Below are 16168 nucleotides of genomic sequence, written 5' to 3'. Positions count from 1 at the left end.
GCCGCCCCGCGAGGGACGCGAGTATGGAATATCAATTTGCCGACGGGTTCTGGTGGGGCAGCGCCACCTCCGCGCCACAGTCTGAAGGGGCGGCCGCGCGGGACGGCAAGAGCCGCAACATCTTCGACTATTGGTACGAGATCGCGCCCGAGCGCTTTCACGAGCGGGTGGGCCCGACCGAAGCCTCGACCTTTTACGACCATTTCCGCACCGATATCGGGCTGCTCAAAACGCTGGGCCACAATACCTTTAGAACGTCGATCTCGTGGTCGCGGCTGATCCCGGACGGCGACGGTGAAGTGAACCCGCAGGCGGTGGCGTTCTATAACGCGATGATCGACGAGCTGCTGGCGCAGGGCATCACCCCGTTTATCAATCTCTATCACTTCGATATGCCGCTGTGCATGCAACAGCGCGGCGGTTGGGAAAGCCGGGCGGTGGTCGAAGCCTATGCGCGTTACGCCGATACCTGTTTCGGCCTGTTTGGCGATCGGGTCACCCACTGGTTCACCTTCAACGAGCCGATCGTGCCGGTGGAAGCCGGTTACCTGAATGACCTGCACTACCCTTGCGTGGTGGACTTCAAACGGGCGGTCACCGTGGCGTATCACAGCGTACTGGCGCACGCCATGGCGGTGCAGCGTTTCAGAGCGCGGAGGCTGCCGGGGAGCATCGGCATCATTCTGAATCTGAGCCCAACCTATCCGCGCTCCGACGCGCCGGAGGATCGGCAGGCGGCACACGACGCCGATCTGCTGCTCAATCGCAGTTTCCTCGATCCGGTCGCCAAAGGGCGTTACCCGGCCGCATTGTTGCACCTGCTGGAGCGGCATGGGCTGATGCCCTACTGCGAACCGCAGGACGCGCAGCTGATCGAAGGCGGCGTGGTGGATATCCTTGGCGTCAACTATTACCAGCCGCGCAGGGTGCAGGCGAAAGAGGGACGGCGCGCCGAGGGGCCGATCGCATCGCCGGAGGATTTGTTCAGTTACTATGCAATGCCGGGCCGCAAAATCAATCCGCACCGCGGCTGGGAGATCTACGAGAAGGGGCTGTACGACATCCTGATGGATCTGAAAGAGAACTACGGCAATCTGCCCTGTTATATTTCGGAAAACGGCATGGGCGTCGAGGGCGAAGAAGCGTTTATCGGCGCCGATGGGCGGGTGGAGGACGATTACCGCATCGACTTTATTCGCGAGCACCTGAAGTGGCTGCACCGCGCGCTGGCGGAAGGCTCGCAGTGCAAGGGTTATCATCTGTGGACCTTTATCGATTGCTGGTCCTGGCTGAATGCCTACAAGAATCGTTATGGGCTGGTGCGGCTGGATCGGGCGGATCAGCGGCGCACCATCAAAAAAAGCGGTTACTGGTTTGCCGAGGCGGCCAGACGCAACGGATTTGACTAACGGGAGGCCGGCGCCGTGTCCGATAACCGAATTTCGCTGAGTGCCAACGACGTGAAGCTGATTCGCGAGCAGGATTTCTTTAACTGCAAAGACTTTCACCTGTTCATCTACAACAAGGTGGAAAGCGCCACCGGGCTGCATCAGCACGACTATTACGAGTTCACCATCGTGCTGAGCGGCAAATGCTATCAGGAGATCAACGGCAAGCGGGTGCTGCTGGAACGCGGGGATTTCGTCTTTATCCCTATCGGTTCCTACCACCAGAGCTTTTACGAGTTCGGCGCGACGAAAATCTTCAACGTGGCGGTCAGCAAAGCGTTCTTTGAAGAACATTACTTGCAACAGCTGCCGCGTTGCTTTGTCGCCTCGCAGGCCTACAGCCTGAGAAGCGAGTTTTTGGCCTATATCGAATCGGTGGTGAGTTCGCCGCAGTTTCGCGAGGATGACTTCGCCGAATTTCTCGAAACATTGACCTTCTACGTGATCAGCCGCATCCGACATTATAAAGAAGAAAACGACGGCGGTGATGATATCCCGCAGTGGCTGAAGAACACCCTGGCCGGCATGCATGACAAGACGATGTTCGGCGAAAGGGCGTTGGCGAACATGGTGGCGCTGTCGGGGAAAACCCAGGAGTACCTGACCCGGGCGATGCGGCGCTACTACCAGAAGACGCCGATGCAGGTGATCAATGAGATCCGCATCAACTTCGCCAAGACGCAGCTGGAGGTCACCAACTATTCGGTCTCTGACATCGCCTTCGATTCCGGCTATGGCGACGTCAGCTTGTTCATTAAAAACTTCAAGCGGCTCACCGACGTGACCCCAGGCAACTACCGAAAAAAGTGTTACGGCCCTCTTTAGGGCCGCTCCCGATCAGTATCAACGCCGATATGCCGATGAGCTTCAGGGCGCCAGTCGGTTAATCATTTGATTTTACCTTAACGAGGGGGAATACCGCGCCGAGCGGTCGGCCTTCCCTTGCCAAAAATCCATCCCGCGGGAGCCTCTATGGAAAAACTACTGATCGTGAATGCCGATGATTTCGGCCTGAGCAAAGGGCAGAACTATGGCGTCATCGAGGCGTATCAGCATGGCGTCGTTTCCTCCACCACGGCGATGGTGAACGGCGGCGGCGCGCAGCATGCTGCAGCGCTCAGCCGGCAATATCCGGGGTTGCCGATTGGGCTGCATTTCGTTTTGACCCATGGCAAGCCGCTGGGCGCCATGCCTTCGCTGGTCAACGAACATGGCGAACTGGGCAAATGGCTGTGGCGCCGCGCCGAGGCCGGCGAGCTGCCGCTGGACGAAATTCACGAGGAGCTGCAGCGCCAGTTCGCGCGCTTCGTGACGCTGTTCGGCCGGCCGCCGACGCATATCGACAGCCACCACCATGTGCATATGCAGCCGCAAATTTATCCGCTGGTGGAGGCGTTCGCGCAAGCGCAGGGTCTGCCGCTGCGTCTCGATCGCGAAGAGGCGAAACGGCGTGGCATCACGCTGCATGCCCCCTATAGCACTGACGCTTTCGACGCGGGATTCTACGGTGAGACGATTTCCGAAACGTTGTTCCTGCAAAGGTTGGCGCGCGCCGACGGGCAGGGCGCAGAATCATTGGAAATGATGTGCCACCCGGCGTTCCTCGACGCGACGATCCTGCAGAGCCAATACTGCCATCCGCGCCTCGTCGAGCTGGATGTGTTGACCGCGCCGACGCTGAAAGCGGCGATCGCCGAACGCGGTTTTCTGTTGGGCTCCTTCCAGGATCTGTAACGCCGCCGTTTACAGCATGGCGTGCGCCTTTTTCAGGCCGGTGTCTTCTTCCGGATCGGCGCCCTGAGGCAAGGGCTCCGCCTCTTGTGCTTCGGGCTGCGGCTCGTCGACCTCGGGCGCCGCTTCCGGCGGCGGCATGGTGTCGTGAATGATCTGTTCATCGAAGGTCGGATTGAGCGCCGGCGACAGCGGCGAGCTGGTGAGGCTGTCCGGCAGCGGAATGTGCGGCACCGGCGCGTCCTGCGCCAACTGCGGTTCCTCCGCTTTCGCCGTGCGGCTGAGGGCCGCCAGCAGCACGCCGCACAGGGCGAAAAAGGCGTACAGGATATTGCCGCCCAGCGGCTCGATCAGCGCGCCGACCGCCAATGGCCCGATGCTGGCGCCGACGCCGAACGCCATCAGCAGACAGGCGGCCAGCGAGACGCGGCGTTCCGGCTCGATCAGATCGTTGGCCAGCGCCACCGCCAACGGGTAGAGCGTAAATTGCAACATGCTGACGACGAACCCGACCGCCAGCAGCAGCGGGAAATCGATGTGCGGCAGCAGCGCCAGCGGCAGCGCCGCCACGATCAGAAAAATGGCGTTGAGGCGCATCAGCAACGGGCGATTATAGCGATCCGACAGCCAACTGAGCGGGAACTGCGCCACCAGCCCGGCGAAGATGGCCAGCGCCATGAACAGGCCGGTTTGCTGAGTGGTTAAGGATTGCAGGCTGGCGTAGACCGGCGCCAGGCCGTAAAACGAGCCCACCACCATGCCGATCACCAGCGTGGTAGCCAGCACCTTGGGAATGGCGCCGACAAAGTAACGCAGCTCCATCGGGGCCGGCGACATGTGGCGCGCATTGGTGCGGGTGGTGAGAGCGATGGGCACCAGACAAAGCGCGAAGCACAGCGCGATCACCAGCAGCGTGCTGATGCCCAGGTTGCTTTGCAGCATCAGCACTATCTGACCCAGCGACATGCCGAGATAGGTCGCCGCCATATAGAAGCCGAACACCATGCCGCGCTGGTTGGATTCCGCCTGGTCGTTCAGCCAGCTTTCCAGCACCATATACTGGCACATCATGCACAGCCCGATCACCAGACGCAGCGCGACCCAGGCGGGAATGAACGCCGTCAGACCGTGCCCCAGCACCGCAGCGGTGATGATGCCGGCGCAGGCCACGTAGGCGCGGATATGCCCGACGCGGGCGATGAGAAAGTGGCCAACCTTGCCGCCGATCACCAACCCGATGTAGTTGGCGGCGATGATGGCGCCGATCAGCGCGCTGCTGACGTGGATGGAGGCCAGCCGCAGCGAGACATAGGTGGTGAGCAGGCCTGAGCCCAACAGCAGCAACAGGGTGGTGGTGTACAACGGCAAGAATACGCCCAACGTTTTTTTCACGCTATCATCCTAATCTCTTCTGGTGCGCCCTGAGGCCGCCGCCGCAGCGCGCCGCCTCCGTGATGTTCCTTGTGCTGGTGCGCCGCCGCTCAATGGGGCGCTTCTTTTGATACTAGCAGCTTGGCCGGGCGCTTAAAACCGCACCTCCTGCGAGGCGCTGCGCATTTCTGCGCGCCGGCCGCCGTGTCGCCTTGATAAATGCTACTATCGGGCGCATATACCTGAATTCGCGAGGGAGGGGTTATGAGTGAAAACCAACTGCGCCGGCTCAGCGTGCTGGCGGGGGAAAAACTGAAGGCTCAGGGCCGCTGGATCACCTGCGCGGAATCCTGCACCGGCGGCGGCATCGCCAAGGCCATCACCGATATCGCCGGCAGCTCCGCCTATTTCGATCGCGGTTTCGTCACCTACAGCAATGCGGCGAAACATGATCTGCTGGGGGTGAGCGAAGCGACGTTGATGGCGCACGGCGCGGTCAGCGAAGAGGTGGTGCGCGAGATGGCGATAGGGGCGCTGCGGGCGGCGCAGGCCGATCTGGCGCTGTCGGTGAGCGGCATCGCCGGCCCGGACGGCGGCAGCGTGGAAAAGCCGGTCGGCACCGTGTGGTTCGGCTTTGCCAGCAGCGATGGCCGGGGGCTTTCGCGCAAGATGCAATTCGAGGGCGACCGCGATGCGGTGCGGCTGCAGGCGACGATTTTCGCGCTGCAAACCGCCATCGACGAATTTTTGTAAATTAGGCTTGATACTGTATGACCATACAGTATAATTAGTGACATTTCCTGCACAACATACATTCAGTGGCAGTGTGGGGTAACACCGGCATTGCGAAACGAAGGAGCAAAAATGGCTATTGATGAGAACAAGCAAAAGGCGTTAGCTGCGGCACTGGGCCAGATTGAGAAACAGTTCGGCAAAGGCTCCATCATGCGCCTGGGTGAAGACCGCTCCATGGACGTGGAAACGATCTCCACCGGCTCACTGTCACTCGATATCGCCCTGGGCGCCGGCGGCCTGCCGATGGGCCGCATCGTAGAAATCTACGGCCCGGAATCGTCCGGTAAAACCACTTTGACGCTGCAGGTGATCGCCGCTGCGCAGCGCGAAGGCAAAACCTGTGCGTTCATCGACGCCGAACACGCGCTGGATCCTATCTATGCGAAAAAGCTGGGCGTCGATATCGACAACCTGCTGTGCTCCCAGCCGGATACCGGCGAGCAGGCGCTGGAAATCTGTGATGCGCTGACCCGCTCCGGCGCGGTTGATGTCATCATCGTCGACTCCGTGGCGGCGCTGACGCCGAAGGCGGAAATCGAAGGTGAAATCGGCGATTCGCACATGGGCCTGGCGGCGCGCATGATGAGCCAGGCGATGCGTAAACTGGCCGGCAACCTGAAAAACGCCAATACCCTGCTGATCTTCATCAACCAGATCCGTATGAAAATTGGTGTGATGTTCGGCAACCCGGAAACCACGACCGGCGGTAACGCCCTGAAGTTCTATGCTTCGGTGCGTCTGGATATCCGTCGTATCGGCGCCATCAAAGAAGGCGACGAAGTGGTGGGCAGCGAAACCCGCGTGAAAGTGGTGAAGAACAAAATCGCTGCGCCGTTCAAACAGGCTGAGTTCCAAATCATGTACGGCGAAGGCATCAACAGCCGCGGCGAACTGGTCGATCTGGGCGTGAAGCACAAGATGATCGAAAAAGCCGGCGCCTGGTACAGCTATAACGGCGAGAAGATTGGTCAGGGCAAGGCGAACGCCTGTAACTTCCTGAAAGAAAACCCGGCTATCGCCGCCGAGCTGGACAAGAAGCTGCGCGACCTGCTGCTGCACAGCGGCGGTGAGCTGGTGGCTGCTTCCGGTGACGACTTCGAAGACGACGAAGCGGAAACCAGCGAGCAGTTCTAATCGCTGAGATGTGCGCCGCCGTATATGTGGCGCATATCCTCTGAATTCAGGCTTGAATGATGAATGACTTGCTAAGCCGCGCCATGCGCCTGCTGTCGCAACGCGATCATAGTGAAGCTGAACTGCGCCGCAAACTTGCGGCGCAGCCGTTTGTGGCGAAAGCCCGGTTTGGCGGTAAGGGGCCACAAGCGCCGACATCGCCGCCGGTGGCCGAAGAGCCGGTGGATCCTGCGCTGATCGATCAGGTTATCGCCTACTGTTACCAGCACAACTGGCTGGACGATCAGCGTTTCGCCCACAGCTACATCGGCAGCCGCAGCCGCAAGGGTTATGGCGCGCAGCGCATCCGCAGCGAACTGATGCAAAAGGGCGTGGATAAAGCGCTGGTGCAGGACGCGTTGGCGGAATGCGATATCGACTGGTGCGAACAGGCGAAACAGGTGGCGCAGCGAAAATTTGGCGATGCGTTGCCAACCGACTGGAAAGAGAAAGCCAAAGTGCAGCGTTATCTGCTCTATCGCGGCTTCTTCCAGGAAGAAATTCAGTCAATTTACCGTGATTTTGCGCAATGAGCGCACACGGGGTTTTACTTCCCTCTGAAGAAAATTTATCTTATCCCCACTTTTTGTTCGTGAGCTGGTTGTCATCGTCGGGATGACGCGCCACCGGCTCACGTGTCGTTATTCTAGCCTTTCCAGGAAAATTATGAGCAAGAGCACCGCTGAGATCCGTCAAGCGTTTCTCGATTTCTTTCATAGTAAGGGTCATCAGGTTGTAGCAAGCAGCTCCCTGGTGCCTAACAATGATCCGACATTGCTGTTTACCAATGCCGGCATGAACCAATTTAAGGATGTTTTCCTGGGGCTCGACAAACGCGCCTATTCCCGCGCCACCACCTCGCAGCGCTGCGTGCGCGCAGGCGGCAAGCATAACGACCTGGAAAACGTCGGTTATACCGCTCGTCACCACACCTTCTTTGAAATGCTGGGTAACTTCAGCTTCGGCGATTACTTCAAGCACGACGCGATCAGCTACGCGTGGGAACTGCTGACCGGTGAAAACTGGTTCAACCTGCCGAAAGAGAGACTGTGGGTCACCGTGTATGAAACCGATGACGAAGCATTCGACATCTGGCAGAAGCAAATCGGCGTACCGGCCGAGCGCATTATCCGCATCGGCGATAACAAGGGCGCGCCTTTCGCTTCAGATAACTTCTGGCAGATGGGTGATACCGGCCCATGCGGCCCGTGCACCGAGATTTTCTACGATCACGGCGATCACATCTGGGGCGGCCCTCCGGGCAGCCCGGAAGAAGACGGCGACCGCTACATCGAGATCTGGAACATCGTTTTCATGCAGTTCAACCGTCAGTCCGACGGCACCATGCTGCCGCTGCCGAAACCTTCGGTGGATACCGGCATGGGTCTGGAGCGCATCGCGGCGGTGTTGCAGCATGTGAACTCCAACTATGAGATCGACCTGTTCCGTACCCTGATCGCCGCCGTAGCGAAAGTGACCGGCGCGACCGATCTGGATAACAAATCCCTGCGCGTTATCGCCGACCACATTCGTTCCTGCGCCTTCCTGGTGTCTGACGGCGTGATCCCGTCTAACGAAAACCGCGGCTACGTGCTGCGTCGTATCATTCGCCGCGCGATCCGTCATGGCAACATGCTGGGCGCGAAAGATACCTTCTTCTACAAGCTGGTAGCGCCACTGATCGAAGTGATGGGCCCGGCGGCCGACGAGCTGAAACGCCAGCAATCGCTGGTGGAGCAGGTGCTGAAAACCGAAGAGGAGCAGTTTGCCCGCACGCTGGAGCGTGGTCTGGCGTTGTTGGACGAAGAACTGGCCAAGCTGCAGGGCGATACTCTGGACGGCGAAACCGCTTTCCGTCTGTACGATACCTACGGTTTCCCGGTCGATCTGACCGCTGACGTCTGCCGCGAGCGCGGTCTGAAAGTCGACGAAGCGGGCTTTGAAGAAGCGATGGAAGCGCAGCGCCGCCGCGCGCGCGAATCCAGCGGCTTCGGCGCCGACTACAACAGCCTGATCCGCGTGGATGGTAGCAGCCAGTTCAGCGGCTACGATCACGACGAGCAGCAGGCGACGGTGATCGCGCTGTTCCGTGACGGCCAGCCGGTCGAGCAGATCAACGCCGGCGAAGAGGCGGTGGTGGTGCTGGACGAGACGCCGTTCTACGGTGAATCCGGCGGCCAGGTCGGCGATAAAGGCGTGCTGAAAGCCGCCGGCGCCGAGTTTGTGGTTAATGACACCCAGAAATACGGTCAGGCTATCGGCCACCAAGGCAAACTGGCGCAGGGCTCGCTGAAGCTGAACGATCGCGTGGATGCGCAGATCGACGCCGAGCGCCGCAACAGCATCCGCCTGAACCACTCCGCGACTCACCTGCTGCACGCCGCGCTGCGCCAAACGCTGGGCGATCACGTTGCGCAGAAAGGCTCGCTGGTTAACGACAAATACCTGCGTTTCGACTTCTCGCACTTCGAAGCGATGAAGCCGGAACAAATCCGCGCGGTGGAAGATCTGGTGAACCAGCAGGTGCGTCGTAACCTGCCGGTGCAGACTGAGCTGATGGCGTTGGAAGACGCCAAAGAGAAGGGCGCAATGGCGCTGTTCGGTGAGAAGTACGACGACAACGTGCGCGTGCTGACCATGGGCGACTTCTCCACCGAGCTGTGCGGCGGCACCCACGCCAGCCGCACCGGCGATATCGGCCTGTTCCGCATTCTGAGCGAGTCGGGCACCGCGGCGGGCATCCGCCGTATTGAAGCGGTGACCGGCGCAGGCGCTATCGCCACGCTGCACCAGCAAAGCGATTTGTTGCAAGACGTTGCGCAGTTGGTGAAGGGTGACAGCAACAACCTGACCGATAAAGTGCGCTCGGTGCTCGATCGCACCCGCGCGCTGGAAAAAGAACTGCAGCAACTGAAAGATCAGCAGGCGGCGCAGGAAAGCGCGTCGCTGTCCAGCCAGGCGAAACTGGTTAACGGCGTGAAGCTGTTGGTCAGCCAGTTGGACAATGTCGAAGCCAAAATGCTGCGCACCATGGTGGATGACCTGAAAAATCAATTGGGTTCGGCCATTATCGTGTTGGCGACGACGGCTGATGACAAAGTCAGCCTGGTCGCGGGCGTGACCAAGGATCTGACTGACCGCGTGAAAGCCGGCGAGTTGATCGGCAACGTGGCGCAGCAGGTCGGCGGCAAGGGCGGTGGTCGCCCGGATATGGCGATGGCGGGGGGGACGGATATCAACGCTCTGCCAGCGGCGTTAAACAGCGTAGAAGCCTGGGTGGCCTCAAAGCTGTGAACATAAATAAATAGCACGGACAAACGCCATAATACTTTGTTGATTATGGCGTTTTCATACTGTGCTAACACAATTTAGTTACAATTGCGGGAACAAAGTTTTTCTGGTCGGCTAAACTTACCATTATCTGAGGTGGGACCAAGTCTGCTTACACTTATTGTGGATTGCGCGGCTTACGTTTTCACCACATATGATGGATAATGACGGGGAAACTGAGAGACCCGACTCTTTTAATCTTTCAAGGAGCAAAGAATGTTAATTCTGACTCGTCGAGTTGGTGAAACCCTCATGATTGGCGATGAGGTTACGGTCACTGTGCTAGGGGTAAAAGGCAACCAGGTGCGTATTGGTGTGAACGCCCCCAAAGAGGTTTCAGTTCACCGTGAAGAAATCTATCAGCGCATTCAGGCAGAGAAGTCTCAGCAGACGACTTACTGATTCCGAAGCAGCGTCTCGTTGCCAGACGAGACGCTACTGCATCGTTTTACCCACTTCTTTCGTTCTCCCCTCTCTTTTTCGTGATTATTTTCCCGGTGAGTTTCCTGCTTTATTGCTGCAGACGTTGCGGTTGCCTGTTGATTAAACGCCCTTTTTGCCGTGAAATCGCCCATGTTGGGTGCGAATTGTGCAAACGCGCATGAGTTGGGAAAAATTGTTTGACTTAAAAGTCGGAGAAAGTAATATGTGCGCCACGCAGTGCCGATGAGCTTCTCCAAAGCAAGTTAGGCACAATTCGAAAGAAGCGTATGGTGAGGTGGCCGAGAGGCTGAAGGCGCTCCCCTGCTAAGGGAGTATGCGGTCAAAAGCTGCATCCGGGGTTCGAATCCCCGCCTCACCGCCATTTGCATCCGTAGCTCAGCTGGATAGAGTACTCGGCTACGAACCGAGCGGTCGGAGGTTCGAATCCTCCCGGATGCACCATATTTTGCAGTATGGTGGGGTAGTAACAACGTACCATACGGTATCAAAAAAGAATTCCTGTGCATCCGTAGCTCAGCTGGATAGAGTACTCGGCTACGAACCGAGCGGTCGGAGGTTCGAATCCTCCCGGATGCACCATTCTTAAAGCCTGGCTTTATTAGCAAAGCCGGCACGCGGTAAAAATAGTAAATGCATCCGTAGCTCAGCTGGATAGAGTACTCGGCTACGAACCGAGCGGTCGGAGGTTCGAATCCTCCCGGATGCACCATCTAAAAGAAGCCCGCCTTAGCGGGTTTTTGCTTTTCTGTTATTCGTGAAACAGACAAGCGGCAAAAACAGTCATGCATCCGTAGCTCAGCTGGATAGAGTACTCGGCTACGAACCGAGCGGTCGGAGGTTCGAATCCTCCCGGATGCACCATGTTTAACCTCCCGTATCGCGAAGAGAAATCGTCATGCGGGTGGTAAAAAGAAAGTGTCCTTGGGGAGGATAACGTTGCTTTAGCAACGGCCCGCAGGGTGAGGCGTTGGCGCCGAATCATCCTCCCGGATACACCATCTAAGAGAAACCCGCCCTGGCGGGTTTTTCGCTTTTCAGCATTTAGCCATTCTCTCTTCCCCCTTTCCTGCTTTGTACCCGATCGATCACAGCACATTCCGCTATGACGCAGTCAGCGACAACCCAACGGCTTTACGCTAAAGTAGTTTTCTTTCCTCAACGATCATGGAGTAACGATGTACGACCGCTATCAGGGTCTTATTTTCGACATGGACGGCACGATTCTGGACACCGAGCCAACGCACCGCAAAGCGTGGAGTGAAGTGCTGTCACGTTATGGCATGACGTTTGATGAAGCGGCTATGGTGGCGCTGAGCGGTTCACCGACCTGGCGCATCGCTCAGGCGATTATCGCCAGCCACCAGGCCGATCTCGATCCCCATCACTTGGCCGCGGAGAAAACCCGCGCGGTGGAGGCGATGCTGTTGGACAGCGTGCGTCCATTGCCATTGATCGAGGTGGTAAAATCCTATCACGGTCGCCGTCCGATGGCGGTCGGTACCGGCAGCGAGCACCGCATGGCGGAAATGCTGCTGCGTCATCTCGGCCTGTTCAACTGCTTCGACGCGATCGTCGGTGCGGACGACGTACAGCGCCATAAACCGGAGCCGGACACCTTCCTGCGTTGCGCCGAACTTATCGGCGTGCCGCCGGAAAAGTGCGTGGTGTTTGAAGACGCCGAGTTCGGCATTCAGGCGGCAAAAAGCGCCGGTATGGACGTGGTAGACGTTCGCACGCTGTGAGTAGTACGCTAGCCGTAATATCGTTATTTGGCAGCAGCTTCCTCAGTGCGACGCTGCTGCCGGGAAATTCAGAAATCGTTCTGGTCGCTTTGCTGACCCAGAGTCGCGTCTCGCCGGAATTGCTGGTGCTGGCCGCGACCCTGGGCAACACGCTGGGCGGCTTGACCAATGTCATTATCGGGCGCCTGTTACCGGCGTTGAAACCACAGCGGGGGCTGGCAACGGCGCTCGGGTGGCTGCAACGCTTCGGCCCGGCTGCGCTGTTGCTCAGCTGGGTGCCGGTGGTGGGCGATTTGTTGTGCGTGTTGGCAGGTTGGCTGCGCATGCCCTGGGGCTCTGTCGCGCTGTTTCTGTGTATCGGAAAGGCGCTGCGTTACATCGTTTTGGCTATGATAACGGTACAGGGCATCGCCTGGTGGCAGTAACCAAGTGAATATAACTCAATATTCTCTCGGGTGCGGATTCAGTATGCTTACGAGTTATTGTTTTTAGAAGCGGGAGGTCAATTTGATCCCGGACGTATCACAGGCGCTTTCTTGGTTGGAAGCCCATCCTCAGGCATTAAAAGGCATTCGTCGCGGCATCGAGCGTGAAACGCTGCGAGTCACGCCGAACGGCACCTTGGCGACTACCGGGCATCCGGAAAAGCTGGGGGCGGCATTGACGCATCACTGGATCACCACGGATTTCGCCGAGGCGCTGTTAGAGTTCATTACGCCGGTTGATGACAATATCGATCACCTGCTGACGTTCCTGCGCGATATTCATCGCTACGTGGCGCGCAACATTGGCGATGAGCGCATGTGGCCGCTCAGCATGCCGTGCTTTATCGAAGCCGAGCAGGATATTGAGCTGGCGCAGTTCGGTTCTTCGAACATCGGCCGCATGAAGACGCTGTACCGCGAAGGGTTGAAGAATCGCTATGGCGCGCTGATGCAGACCATTTCCGGCGTGCACTACAACTTCTCGCTGCCGCTGGAGTTTTGGCAGGCCTGGGCTGGCGTGCAGGACGCAGAAAGCGGTAAAGAGCAGATCTCGGCGGGGTATTTCCGTCTGATCCGCAACTACTACCGTTTCGGTTGGGTGATCCCGTATCTGTTCGGTGCATCGCCGGCCATTTGTTCTTCGTTCCTCAAAGGACGCGAGACCACTCTGCCGTTCGAACGCACCGAGCAGGGGATGTGCTACCTGCCGTACGCCACCTCGCTGCGTCTGAGCGACCTGGGTTATACCAACAAGTCGCAAAGTAATCTGGGCATCACCTTCAACGATCTGCACAGCTATGTGGCCGGTTTGAAGCGGGCGATCGTTACGCCTTCCGAAGAGTTCGCCAAGCTGGGCGTGAAAGAGGGCGATCGCTACCTGCAGTTGAACAGCAACGTGCTGCAAATCGAGAACGAGCTGTATGCGCCGATCCGGCCGAAGCGCGTGACCCAAAGCGGCGAGACGCCGTCGGACGCGCTGCTGCGCGGCGGTATCGAATACATTGAAGTGCGTTCGTTGGATATCAACCCGTTCTCGCCGATCGGCGTGGATGCGGTGCAGGCGCGTTTCCTGGATCTGTTCCTGGTGTGGTGCGCGCTGGCCGATGCGCCGGAGATGAGCAGCGATGAACTGCTGTGCACGCGCAAGAACTGGAACCGGGTGATTCTGGAAGGGCGCAAACCGGGTCAGACCATCGGCATCGGCTGTGGCGCCAGCCATGAACCGCTGGAAAAAGTGGGCAAGGCGCTGTTCGCCGATCTCCGTCGGGTAGCAGAAGTGTTGGACGGCGAAGCCGGCAACCGTCAATACCAGCAGGTGTGCGATGAGCTGGTCGCCGCGTTTGACGATCCTGAGCTGACTTTCTCCGCGCGCATTCTCAAGGCGATGAAGGCGGAAGGCACCGGACGCGTCGGTCTGCAGCTGGCGGAGCAGTATCGCCAGACATTGCTGGAAGAACCGTTGGAAATCCTGAACGAAGCCGAGCTGGATAAAGAGCGGGAAGCCTCTTGGCAGCGTCAACGCGACATAGAAGCCAATGATACGCTAAGCTTTGAAGCGTTCCTGAAGCAAAACGGCGGAAGCTGAAAAAGAAAAAGGCCACATCAATGTGGCCAAATATGCATCTCTGATGACAGGGATGATGATAACAAATGCGCGTCTTTCACATACTCAGACTCGCAGGGTTGGAAAAGGTTTCCCGGTTAGGAAAAAAAGTTTCGAAATAAATGCTCTTTTACGAGGAGGTAGCGAAATGCCATTGCTGGATAGCTTTACCGTCGATCATACCCGTATGGCAGCCCCGGCTGTCCGCGTTGCGAAAACCATGAAAACGCCTCATGGCGATACCATCACGGTATTTGATCTGCGCTTTTGCCGCCCGAACCTGGAAGTGATGCCCGAACGCGGCATTCACACGCTGGAACACCTGTTCGCCGGCTTTATGCGCGACCACCTGAACGGCCAGGGCGTGGAGATTATCGACATCTCCCCAATGGGCTGTCGCACCGGTTTCTACATGAGCCTGATCGGCGTGCCGGAAGAGCAGCGCGTTGCCGATGCCTGGAAAGCGGCGATGGCAGACGTGCTGAAAGTGACCGACCAGCGCAAGATCCCTGAGCTGAACGAGTACCAGTGTGGTACCTACCACATGCACTCGCTGGAAGAAGCGCAGGAAATCGCCAAGCACATTCTGGATAACGGCGTGGTGGTGAACCACAACGACGAACTGGCGCTGCCGAAAGAGAAGCTGCAGGAGCTGCATATCTAACCGTACGTTTCCCGCAGAGACAAAAAAGACGCGATTTCGCGTCTTTTTTACGTTCTGGCGGAGGGTTAGTGATGGCCGATGCTGGACTGCAGCGAGGTGATCGGCGTGACCCGCACCTGTTTGATCATATTGCCCTGCACGTCGAGAATGTCGATATCGTAATGGCCGATACGCACCCGGGTGCCGATTTCGGGTATCTCTTCCAGTTCTTCCAGCAGCATGCCGTTGACGGTGCGAGCTTCATTGGCGGGTAAAGTCCAGTTAAAGGCCTTGTTCAGCTCCCGCACGTTGGCGGTACCGTCGATCAAGACCGAGCCGTCGCTCTGCGGCGTGACTTCTTCCGCCAGCGTCGGCGACATCGAGGTGGTGAAGTCGCCGACGATCTCCTCGAGGATGTCTTCCACCGTAACCAGGCCCTGAATGTCGCCGTACTCGTCGACCACGATGCCGACCTTCTCTTTGTTGCGCTGGAATTTCACCAGCTGCACGTTGAGCGGCGTGCCTTCCGGTACGAAGTAGATCTCATCGGCGGCGCGTAGCAGGTTCTCTTTGTTGAACTCTTTTTTCTCGGTCATCAGGCGATAGGCTTCGCGCACGCGCAGCATGCCGATCGCGTCGTCCAGCGAGCTGCGATACAGCACGATGCGGCCGTGCGGCGAGTGGGTCAGCTGGCGCATGATCGACTTCCAGTCGTCGTTGACGTCGATGCCGACGATCTCGGTGCGCGGCACCATGATGTCGTTGACCGTCACCTTTTCCAGGTCCAGCACCGAGATCAGCATGTCCTGATTGCGGCGGGAGATCTGCGACTGGGATTCACGCACGATGGTGCGCAGCTCATCCTTGCTGACGGCGTCGCTGATGCGCACGTTGGTGCGGATACCGAACAGGCGCAAGGTCAGGCTGGTGATGCCGTTGAGCAGCCAGACCAGCGGGAACATCACCTTTTGCAACGGGGCCAGCAGGACGCTGCTGGGGAAGGCGATGCGTTCCGGATAGAGCGCGGCGAAGGTTTTCGGCAGCACTTCAGCGAACAGCAGCACGGCGAAGGTCAGCACGCCGGTCGCAATCGCCACGCCGAGATCGCCATACAGCCGCATGCCGACGATGGTCGCCAGCGCCGAGGCGAGGATGTTGACCAGGTTGTTGCCGATCAGCACCAGGCCGATCAGCCGATCCGGTTTTTGCAGCAGCTTCTCCACCCGGCGCGCCGAACGGTTACCCTGCTTGGACAGGTGGCGCAGGCGATAACGGTTGAGCGTCATCATGCCGGTTTCGGAGGCGGAGAAGTAAGCGGAGACCACGATCATGATCACCAGGATAATGATGAGGGTCCCCGTCGACACATGCTCCAATGCAGTATTCCTTATAGAGAGGGAAAG

General features: G+C 58.4%; 15 protein-coding genes and 5 tRNA genes. 17 read left to right on the top strand and 3 right to left on the bottom strand.

The window, feature by feature from the left end:
• Window positions 1–23 precede the first annotated feature (23 nt).
• The 3 genes from L085_RS00185 to chbG all read left to right on the top strand — a co-directional run bounded on the left by L085_RS00185 (window position 24) and on the right by chbG (window position 3182).
• Window positions 24–1409, top strand: coding sequence for a glycoside hydrolase family 1 protein (locus L085_RS00185; RefSeq protein ID WP_044029649.1), 1386 nt, complete (start codon window positions 24–26; stop codon window positions 1407–1409).
• 15 nt (window positions 1410–1424) lie between these two features.
• Window positions 1425–2273, top strand: coding sequence for a transcriptional regulator ChbR (chbR, locus tag L085_RS00180; protein WP_044029648.1), 849 nt, complete (start codon window positions 1425–1427; stop codon window positions 2271–2273).
• 147 nt (window positions 2274–2420) lie between these two features.
• Complete coding sequence (gene chbG, locus L085_RS00175) at window positions 2421–3182, top strand: chitin disaccharide deacetylase (protein ID WP_044029647.1); 762 nt, start codon at window positions 2421–2423, stop codon at window positions 3180–3182.
• A 9-nt stretch (window positions 3183–3191) separates the two neighbouring features.
• Here the strand turns inward: chbG and L085_RS00170 are convergent, their stop codons facing one another.
• Window positions 3192–4571, bottom strand: a complete 1380-nt coding sequence (locus tag L085_RS00170) for an MFS transporter (RefSeq protein ID WP_015376699.1) — start codon at window positions 4569–4571, stop codon at window positions 3192–3194.
• A 243-nt stretch (window positions 4572–4814) separates the two neighbouring features.
• On the opposite strand from L085_RS00170, the gene pncC reads away from it, so the two are divergent.
• The 3 genes from pncC (at window position 4815) to recX (ending at window position 7051) form a co-directional block, all read left to right on the top strand.
• The gene (gene pncC, locus L085_RS00165; RefSeq protein ID WP_015376700.1) at window positions 4815–5303 is read left to right on the top strand and encodes a nicotinamide-nucleotide amidase; all 489 of its coding nucleotides are present in this window, start codon (window positions 4815–4817) and stop codon (window positions 5301–5303) included.
• Between the two features lie 111 nt (window positions 5304–5414).
• On the top strand, window positions 5415–6479 hold the full coding sequence (gene recA / locus L085_RS00160; protein WP_004932541.1) for a recombinase RecA: 1065 nt from the start codon (window positions 5415–5417) through the stop codon (window positions 6477–6479).
• Between the two features lie 59 nt (window positions 6480–6538).
• Window positions 6539–7051: a recombination regulator RecX gene (gene recX / locus L085_RS00155; protein WP_044029646.1), complete on the top strand. Its 513-nt coding sequence runs from the start codon at window positions 6539–6541 to the stop codon at window positions 7049–7051.
• A gap of 40 nt (window positions 7052–7091) precedes the next feature.
• On the opposite strand, the gene L085_RS25535 is transcribed toward recX, so the two are convergent.
• Entirely contained in the window at window positions 7092–7235 is a 144-nt protein-coding gene (locus tag L085_RS25535; RefSeq protein WP_162180460.1) for a hypothetical protein, read from the bottom strand.
• Here L085_RS25535 and alaS point away from each other — a divergent pair.
• The 11 genes from alaS (at window position 7185) to luxS (ending at window position 14786) form a co-directional block, all read left to right on the top strand.
• Window positions 7185–9812 (top strand): alanine--tRNA ligase, encoded by a 2628-nt coding sequence (alaS, locus tag L085_RS00150; protein ID WP_004932534.1) that lies wholly within the window; start codon window positions 7185–7187, stop codon window positions 9810–9812. The two genes, L085_RS25535 and alaS, sit on opposite strands and share 51 nt — an antisense overlap.
• A gap of 252 nt (window positions 9813–10064) precedes the next feature.
• Entirely contained in the window at window positions 10065–10250 is a 186-nt protein-coding gene (csrA, locus tag L085_RS00145; protein ID WP_004091602.1) for a carbon storage regulator CsrA, read from the top strand.
• Between the two features lie 310 nt (window positions 10251–10560).
• Window positions 10561–10653: transfer RNA gene (locus L085_RS00140), tRNA-Ser, on the top strand.
• Window positions 10654–10656: 3 nt separating this feature from the next.
• Window positions 10657–10733: transfer RNA gene (locus tag L085_RS00135), tRNA-Arg, on the top strand.
• Between the two features lie 61 nt (window positions 10734–10794).
• Window positions 10795–10871, top strand: a tRNA-Arg gene (locus L085_RS00130).
• Between the two features lie 53 nt (window positions 10872–10924).
• Window positions 10925–11001 (top strand) — tRNA-Arg (locus L085_RS00125).
• 75 nt (window positions 11002–11076) lie between these two features.
• Window positions 11077–11153, top strand: a tRNA-Arg gene (locus L085_RS00120).
• 314 nt (window positions 11154–11467) lie between these two features.
• Entirely contained in the window at window positions 11468–12034 is a 567-nt protein-coding gene (gene yqaB / locus L085_RS00115; protein WP_004932523.1) for a fructose-1-phosphate/6-phosphogluconate phosphatase, read from the top strand.
• Window positions 12031–12459 carry a YqaA family protein gene (locus tag L085_RS00110; protein ID WP_004932520.1) on the top strand — a complete coding sequence of 143 codons (429 nt, stop codon included), beginning with the start codon at window positions 12031–12033 and terminating at the stop codon, window positions 12457–12459. The genes yqaB and L085_RS00110 overlap by 4 nt, the downstream gene beginning before the upstream one ends.
• A gap of 82 nt (window positions 12460–12541) precedes the next feature.
• Entirely contained in the window at window positions 12542–14104 is a 1563-nt protein-coding gene (gshA, locus tag L085_RS00105) for a glutamate--cysteine ligase (protein WP_044029641.1), read from the top strand.
• A gap of 166 nt (window positions 14105–14270) precedes the next feature.
• Complete coding sequence (luxS, locus tag L085_RS00100; RefSeq protein WP_004932513.1) at window positions 14271–14786, top strand: S-ribosylhomocysteine lyase; 516 nt, start codon at window positions 14271–14273, stop codon at window positions 14784–14786.
• Window positions 14787–14851: 65 nt separating this feature from the next.
• Here the strand turns inward: luxS and L085_RS00095 are convergent, their stop codons facing one another.
• Window positions 14852–16141: an HlyC/CorC family transporter gene (locus L085_RS00095; RefSeq protein ID WP_015376704.1), complete on the bottom strand. Its 1290-nt coding sequence runs from the start codon at window positions 16139–16141 to the stop codon at window positions 14852–14854.
• Window positions 16142–16168 lie beyond the last annotated feature (27 nt).

This window comes from Serratia sp. FS14 (assembly GCF_000695995.1).
Lineage (GTDB): Bacteria > Pseudomonadota > Gammaproteobacteria > Enterobacterales > Enterobacteriaceae > Serratia > Serratia nematodiphila.
Note: the sequence above shows the minus strand (reverse complement) of the source record. Positions and strands in the feature narration are given on the sequence as shown.

Excerpts from the sequence above, each read along its gene's own strand:
- recA (WP_004932541.1), top strand. The coding sequence starts at position 5,415 with ATGGCTATTGATGAGAACAAGCAAAAGGCGTTAGCTGCGGCACTGGGC.
- alaS (WP_004932534.1), top strand. The coding sequence starts at position 7,185 with ATGAGCAAGAGCACCGCTGAGATCCGTCAAGCGTTTCTCGATTTCTTT.
- yqaB (WP_004932523.1), top strand. The coding sequence starts at position 11,468 with ATGTACGACCGCTATCAGGGTCTTATTTTCGACATGGACGGCACGATT.
- csrA (WP_004091602.1), top strand. The coding sequence starts at position 10,065 with ATGTTAATTCTGACTCGTCGAGTTGGTGAAACCCTCATGATTGGCGAT.
- chbG (WP_044029647.1), top strand. The coding sequence starts at position 2,421 with ATGGAAAAACTACTGATCGTGAATGCCGATGATTTCGGCCTGAGCAAA.
- recX (WP_044029646.1), top strand. The coding sequence starts at position 6,539 with ATGAATGACTTGCTAAGCCGCGCCATGCGCCTGCTGTCGCAACGCGAT.
- L085_RS25535 (WP_162180460.1), bottom strand. The coding sequence starts at position 7,235 with ATGAAAGAAATCGAGAAACGCTTGACGGATCTCAGCGGTGCTCTTGCT.
- L085_RS00185 (WP_044029649.1), top strand. The coding sequence starts at position 24 with ATGGAATATCAATTTGCCGACGGGTTCTGGTGGGGCAGCGCCACCTCC.
- pncC (WP_015376700.1), top strand. The coding sequence starts at position 4,815 with ATGAGTGAAAACCAACTGCGCCGGCTCAGCGTGCTGGCGGGGGAAAAA.
- luxS (WP_004932513.1), top strand. The coding sequence starts at position 14,271 with ATGCCATTGCTGGATAGCTTTACCGTCGATCATACCCGTATGGCAGCC.